The organism is Nocardiopsis lucentensis DSM 44048, assembly GCF_000341125.1.
Taxonomy (GTDB): domain Bacteria; phylum Actinomycetota; class Actinomycetes; order Streptosporangiales; family Streptosporangiaceae; genus Nocardiopsis; species Nocardiopsis lucentensis.
Genome location: NZ_ANBC01000344.1, coordinates 1 through 5812, shown reverse-complemented (window position 1 = coordinate 5812; position 5812 = coordinate 1). Strand labels below are relative to the sequence as shown.

Annotated in this window: 8 protein-coding genes and 1 pseudogene; 3 read left to right on the top strand and 6 right to left on the bottom strand. The window is 67.5% G+C overall.

All coding sequences use genetic code 11. The features are described from left to right. Positions 1-52: 52 nt before the first annotated feature. The 3 genes from D471_RS0112050 to D471_RS0112040 form a co-directional block, all read right to left on the bottom strand. The gene (locus tag D471_RS0112050) at positions 53-403 is read right to left on the bottom strand and encodes a hypothetical protein (protein WP_017598846.1); all 351 of its coding nucleotides are present in this window, start codon (positions 401-403) and stop codon (positions 53-55) included. Positions 404-522: 119 nt separating this feature from the next. After that, positions 523-1185 (bottom strand): response regulator, encoded by a 663-nt coding sequence (locus D471_RS0112045; protein ID WP_017598845.1) that lies wholly within the window; start codon positions 1183-1185, stop codon positions 523-525. Continuing rightward, positions 1137-2408, bottom strand: a complete 1272-nt coding sequence (locus D471_RS0112040; RefSeq protein WP_017598844.1) for a sensor histidine kinase — start codon at positions 2406-2408, stop codon at positions 1137-1139. Before D471_RS0112040 ends, D471_RS0112045 begins: the two co-directional genes overlap by 49 nt. Before the next feature lie 291 nt (positions 2409-2699). On the opposite strand from D471_RS0112040, the gene D471_RS0112035 reads away from it, so the two are divergent. Both D471_RS0112035 and def read left to right on the top strand, forming a co-directional pair. Further along, entirely contained in the window at positions 2700-3143 is a 444-nt protein-coding gene (locus D471_RS0112035) for an SMI1/KNR4 family protein (RefSeq protein ID WP_017598843.1), read from the top strand. Positions 3144-3252: 109 nt separating this feature from the next. Next, positions 3253-3921 (top strand): peptide deformylase, encoded by a 669-nt coding sequence (gene def / locus D471_RS0112030; RefSeq protein ID WP_017598842.1) that lies wholly within the window; start codon positions 3253-3255, stop codon positions 3919-3921. A 58-nt stretch (positions 3922-3979) separates the two neighbouring features. On the opposite strand, the gene D471_RS0112025 is transcribed toward def, so the two are convergent. Then, a complete protein-coding gene (locus tag D471_RS0112025) occupies positions 3980-4354 on the bottom strand; it encodes a VOC family protein (protein ID WP_017598841.1) in 375 nt (124 codons plus the stop codon). 235 nt (positions 4355-4589) lie between these two features. Between D471_RS0112025 and rnhA the strand changes: the two genes are divergently transcribed. Next, positions 4590-5063 (top strand): ribonuclease HI, encoded by a 474-nt coding sequence (gene rnhA / locus D471_RS0112020; RefSeq protein WP_017598840.1) that lies wholly within the window; start codon positions 4590-4592, stop codon positions 5061-5063. Between the two features lie 51 nt (positions 5064-5114). Here the strand turns inward: rnhA and soxR are convergent, their stop codons facing one another. Both soxR and D471_RS0112010 read right to left on the bottom strand, forming a co-directional pair. Then, positions 5115-5582: a redox-sensitive transcriptional activator SoxR gene (gene soxR / locus D471_RS0112015; protein WP_017598839.1), complete on the bottom strand. Its 468-nt coding sequence runs from the start codon at positions 5580-5582 to the stop codon at positions 5115-5117. Positions 5583-5617: 35 nt separating this feature from the next. Next, a pseudogene (locus D471_RS0112010) lies at positions 5618-5812 on the bottom strand (ABC transporter ATP-binding protein); the annotation flags it as partial.

Here is a 5812-nt window from a genome sequence, read left to right as displayed (position 1 = left end):
CCGCGGCCTGTGGGGGCCGCGGCTTCGCCGTTTTTGTGTGTTCGTGGGGTGGTTACGGGTTCTGCTGCCAGCCTTGGCTGTGGTTGTTGTGCGTCTGGAGCAGGTTCGTGAGGTGCAGGTGTAGCTCGTTGGCGATGTCGCGGCCCTCGCCCCAGTCGATGAGGCCGAAGTTCATGCTGGTGGTGACGCGCATGTGGGTGCCTTGAGGGAGGGGGTGGAGGTCGACGAACACGGTGAACCCGAAGGTGCGCAGGCTGATGCCGGTGGAGAAGGTGTAGCGGTAGCCACCGGGTACCGGGTTTCCGGTGTTGGAGGCCTTTTTGGTGTGGTGCACGGCGGAGGGCAGCGTGTTCCACACCTGGTTCATCGGGAACGGGAGTTGGTAGTCGTAGGTGGTGGCCACGCTTGTCGGTCCTTGGTTGGTAGGTCGTGCGCGGTGTGGGTTCCGGGGTGGGGACTTCACGGCGCTGTCTTGACGCGCCGCATCCTACCTGTCCTGGTGGGGCGTGTTCGTGTGGGGTTTTAGGCCGGTGGCATCTTCGTGGAGGAGAGGTAGGCCAGGACGGCGAGGACGCGGCGGCTGTCGTCGGCCGAGGGTGGGAGGTCGAGTTTGGTGAAGATGTTGTTGATGTGCTTGCTGACGGCTTTTTCGGTGATGTAGAGGCGGGCGGCGATGGCGGAGTTGGAGCGGCCTTCGGCCATTTCTGAGAGGACTTCGCGTTCGCGGGGGGTGAGTTGGGCGAGGGGGCCGCTTTGGTCCTGGCGGGCGAGGAGTTGGGAGATGACGGCGGGGTCCATGGCGGTGCCGCCGGCGGCGACGCGGCGGACGGCTTCGATGAACTGGCCGATGTCGAGGACGCGGTCTTTGAGGAGGTAGCCGACGGCGCCGCTGTCGTCGGAGAGGAGTTCGCGGGCGTAGAGCTGTTCGACGTGCTGGGAGAGCACGAGGATGGGCAGGCCGGGGATTTGGGTGCGGGCGCTGAGGGCGGCTTGGAGGCCTTCGTCGGTGAAGGTGGGTGGGAGGCGTACGTCGACGACGGCGACGTCGGGTTTGTGTTCGGTGAGGGCGTTGTGGAGGTCGGGGCCGTTGTCTACGGCGGCGACGACGGTGCAGTCGTGGGCTTGGAGGAGGCGGATCAGTCCGTCTCGGAGGAGGGCAAGGTCTTCGGCGATGACAACGCGCACGGGATCTCCAGGGTCACGATGGTGGGGCCGCCTGGGGGGCTGGTGATGTTCATCGTGCCATCGAAGGCGTCGAGGCGGCGCCGGATTCCGGCGAGGCCGCTGCCGGGCGCGGGGGTGGCGCCGCCGGTGCCGTTGTCGGTGAGGGTGATGACGAGGCGGCCTTGACCGTGGTTGATGCGGATCCAGGCGTGGGTGGCGTGGGCGTGTTTGGCGGTGTTGGTGAGGAGTTCGACGATGGCGAAGTAGGCGGCGGATTCGACGGGGTCGGCGGGGCGGCCGTGGAGGTCGACATCGACGGTGGTGGTGAGGGGGTGGGTGAGGGCGAGGGCGTGGACGGCTCCGTCGAGGCCGCGTTCGACGAGGACGGGTGGGTGGATGCCGCGGACGAGGTCGCGGAGTTCGGTGAGGGCTTGGCGGGTGGTTTCGCGGGCTTCGGTGAGCATGTCGCGGGCGGTGGTGGGGTCGTGTTCGATGATTTGTTCGGCCATGCCGAGGTTCATGCCGAGGGCGACGAGGCGGGCTTGGGCGCCGTCGTGGAGGTCGCGTTCGATGCGGCGGATTTCGGCGGCTTGGGTGTCGATGGTGTTGGCGCGGCTGGTGGCGAGGTGGGCGACGCGGGCGGTGAGGCGGGCTTTTTCGTTGGGGGCGAGGAGGAGTTGGTTGAAGGCGAGGTAGAGGTGGAGGACTTTGGGGGCGGTGTAGTAGGCGAGGTAGGTGAGCAGGGCGCCGGTGAGGAGGGGGATGAGGGTTTGGGTGGTGGTGTGGGGGGTGTAGAGGCCGTAGAGGGGGGTTTGGGGGGTGGGGGTGAGGGTGTGGAGGATTTGGTAGAGGCCGTGGGTGAGGAGGGCGATGGGGATGGTGATGAGGAGGAGGTTGGCGGCTCCGGCGGTGAGCCAGAGGATGTCTTTCCAGGTGGCGGGGTCGGTGAGGAGGGTGGTGGCGCGGCGCAGGATGCTGCCTTGGGGGACGGGGCGGTAGGCGGAGGGGACGGGGCCTTGGGGGAGGAGGTGGCCCAGGGTGCGGCGTTGGGCGTTGGCGAGGGCGCGTAGGAGGGTGGCGGTGAGGATGACGAAGGGGAGGCCGACCCAGATGAGGGTGAGGACGGCTGAGGCGAGGATGAGGGGGGTGAGGAGGAGGGCGGCGGTGTTTTGGGAGAGGAGGAGGAAGAGGTAGGCGAGGGTGGTGAGGGGGCCGGGGCGGTGGGTGCGGTGGTGTGTGGTCATGGGTGGCGTGGTGGTGGGTGTCCTTGTGGGGTGGTTGTTGGTCGGCTTCTCAGTTTCTCAGCTTCTTGGTTGGTGTTGGGTCGTGTTGAGGGCGGTGCGGGGGCCTGGTGTGTGGCCGTGCCGTGGGTGTTGACCGGGTCTTCGGGGTGATGTCGGTCTGTGGGGACAGTTGCCACCGGACCGGTTCGTTGTGGGGTGAACGGGGCGTGGCCTGGGGGTATTCCCGGGGTGTGGGTGGGTTTTCGGGTCGACTCGCCGCTGGCGATTTCCCGTGGGTTGCCACGACCTGTGATGATCGGGGGTGTGTGGCGTGAACTGATCCTGGAGATGTATCCCGAGGCCGATCTGCGTGATGCGGCTGATGAGGTGACCTTGGCGGAGGTGGAGCGGCGGTTGATGCTGCCGTTGCCGTTTGAGTTGGCGTCGTTGTTGCGTGAGACGGACGGGGTGGTCAATGAGTATGGGGACGCTGTGGTGTGGGATGCGCGGCGTCTGGTGGAGGACAATCTGGCGATGCGCGCGGAGCCGGACTATCTGGAGTTGTACGCGCCGTTCGATGAGATGATCTTCTTTGGTGATTCGGACATGGGTCCGCAGTTCGCGTATGTGCATACGGACTACGGGCCGGGGATCGTGGTGTGGGATCATGAGTCGGATCGGCGGCGGTTGGTGGTGGTGTCGTTGCGGGACTACCTGGCGCGTTGTCTGATCCAGGGGAATTCCTGGTTCCGTTGACGTTGTGGGTACTGTGCGTGGTTGACCAGCCGTTTCGTGCTATTTTTCGGGTGTTGTGGTGGTGTTGTGCCACTTGTTGTCTCCCCGAGCACGTTGTGAGAGTAGAACCATGTCGGAGCAGTCCACGCCCGCGCAGGTGGCCGCCGTCGTTCAGGGGCGGGAGGTGGCGGAGTTTCCCGTGCTGGCGCCGGAGGCGGCGCGTGGCCGGGTGCTGCGGGTGACCGTGACCGGTGAGGAGGTCCTGCACCGGCGTAACGCCGATGTGCCCGAGGAGATGTTGGGCGGGGCGGAGCTGGGGCGGTTGGTCGACGACATGTTCCGGACGATGTACGCGGCTGAGGGTGTGGGGTTGGCGGGCAACCAGGTCGGGGTGGATTTGCGGTTGTTCGTGTATGACTGCCCGGATGATGATGGTGTGCGGCATGTGGGGCACGTGATCAATCCGGTGTTGGATGAGCGTGACGTGGACGACGTGGTCGTGGTGGAGAGTGAGGGGTGCCTGTCGGTGCCGGGTCCGCACGCGGATCTGGGGCGGGCCGAGCACGCCACGGTGCGGGGTGTGGACCGTGACGGTGCGCCGGTGGTGATCAGCGGCAGCGGGTACTTCGCCCGGTGCCTGCAGCATGAGACCGATCACACGCTGGGGCGGTTGTACGTGGACCGGTTGTCGGCGCGTGAGCGCAAGCGGGTGTTGAAGAAGATGAACGAGATGTCGGCTGGTGTGTTCGAGCGGCGTCAGGTGCGGGCCGCTGAGTTGGAGCGTGAGCTGGCGGGCTGAGTGGCCGCGGGTGTGCGGGGGTGCTGACGGCGAGGGCCGTGGCGCCCCCGTTGTCGTTTCAGCGTTCGTGGTCGCCGCGTACGACGCAGAATTCGTTGCCCTCGGGGTCGGTCAGGACGGTCCAGCCGGAGCCGTCGGGTTCGCGTCGGTCGTCGATGAGGGTGGCGCCCAGGCCCACGAGGCGGTCGGTCTCTTGTTCGCGGGTGTGGCCGGGGGCGGCGCTCAGGTCGAGGTGGAGCCGGTTCTTGACGGTCTTGGGTTCGGGGACGCGCAGGAAGAGCAGGGGCGGGCCCTGGGGGAGGCGGATGAGGGCCTCGGGGTCGCCGGGTCGGTCGTCGGGGTGGATGGGGTGGCCCAGGGCCTGGGACCAGAAAGTGGCCAGGCGGTGGGGGTCGGCGCAGTCGACGCTGATGGCGCTGAGCTCCAGTGGCATGTGGTGCTTTCCGTGGTCGTTCGTGTGCTCTGGGTCATTGTCGTGGGTGGTGGTGGGTTGGGCAAGGGTGTTTCGGGGTGGTTGGTGGGGTGGTTCGGATGGGTGCCATTGGTGGGGTCGGTGGTCCGGGGCGGGGGGTTTGGGGGATCCACTGGGCCGGTGTGGCTCTGTTTGTGGCCTGGTTTTAGTGGTTTGTGGCCTTTTCGTGATCGATGGGAGCGGTAGATTGCCCGGCATGGACAACGGGGAGGACCAGGTCGACCTGGAGCAGCGAGTGGTCATCTACACCGACGGGGCGTGCAGCGGCAACCCCGGCCCGGGCGGGTGGGGTGTGTGGCTGCGCTATGGCGCGCACGAGAAGGAGCTGTACGGGGGCGAGGAGAGCACGACGAACAACCGGATGGAGCTGATGGCGGCCATCCGGGCGTTGGAGAGCCTGACGCGGGAGGTGCCGGTGGTGGTGCACACCGACTCCTCCTACGTGCGTGACGGGATCACGTCGTGGTTGGCGAACTGGAAGCGGCGCGGGTGGCAGACGGCGGGTAGGAAGCCGGTGAAGAACGTCGACCTGTGGCAGCGGTTGGACGAGGTGGCCTCGCGCTATGACGTGGAGTGGCGGTGGGTGCGCGGCCACAGCGGGGATGAGGGCAACGAGCGCGCGGACGCGTTGGCGCGGCGTGGGCGGGATGAGGCCGCCGCGGCGGTGTAGGCGGATCTGATGTGGTGGCGGTGGCCTGGTGGGGTCACCGCCATCGGTGTGTCAGGGGGTTTCGTCCTTGAGGGCGTCGACGAGGAGTCGGCGGGCGCCGGAGCCGGTGGTGGACAGGACGTCTTCGGGGTTGGACAGGGTGCACGAGTTCAGGGACAGGCAGCCGCAGCCGATGCAGCTGGTGAGGTCGTCGCGTAGGCGGACGAGTTGGTTGATGCGGGTGTCGAGTTCGTCGCGCCACTGTTGGGACACGCGTTCCCAGTCCTTGGGGGTGGGGGTGCGGTTGTCGGGCAGGGAGTCCAGGGCTTGGCGGATGCGGGCCAGGGGGATGCCGACGCGTTGGGAGATGCGGATGAAGGAGACGCGGCGCAGGGTGTCGCGGCGGTAGCGGCGTTGGTTGCCGGTGGTGCGTCGGCTGTGGATGAGGCCTTGGCGCTCGTAGAAGTGCAGGGCGGAGACGGCGACTCCGGCGCGTTCGGCGACCTGTCCGACGGTGAGTTCCTTGGCGATCGGTGGCACGTGCCCATCCTAGGGCGTGTGGCGTGGGTGGGGGTTCAGTCGGTGGGGACGCGGTGGGGTCCTTGGAGGGCGTAGAGGCGGGCGTAGGCGCCGCCGCGGGCCAGGAGTTGGAGGTGGGTGCCGGTTTCGGTGACGCGGCCGTGGTGGAGGAGGAGGACGCGGTCGGCGGTGCGGGTGGGGTGGTTGGTGAGGTGGATGAGGGCGGTGGTGGGTGTGGGGGTTGGGGGTGT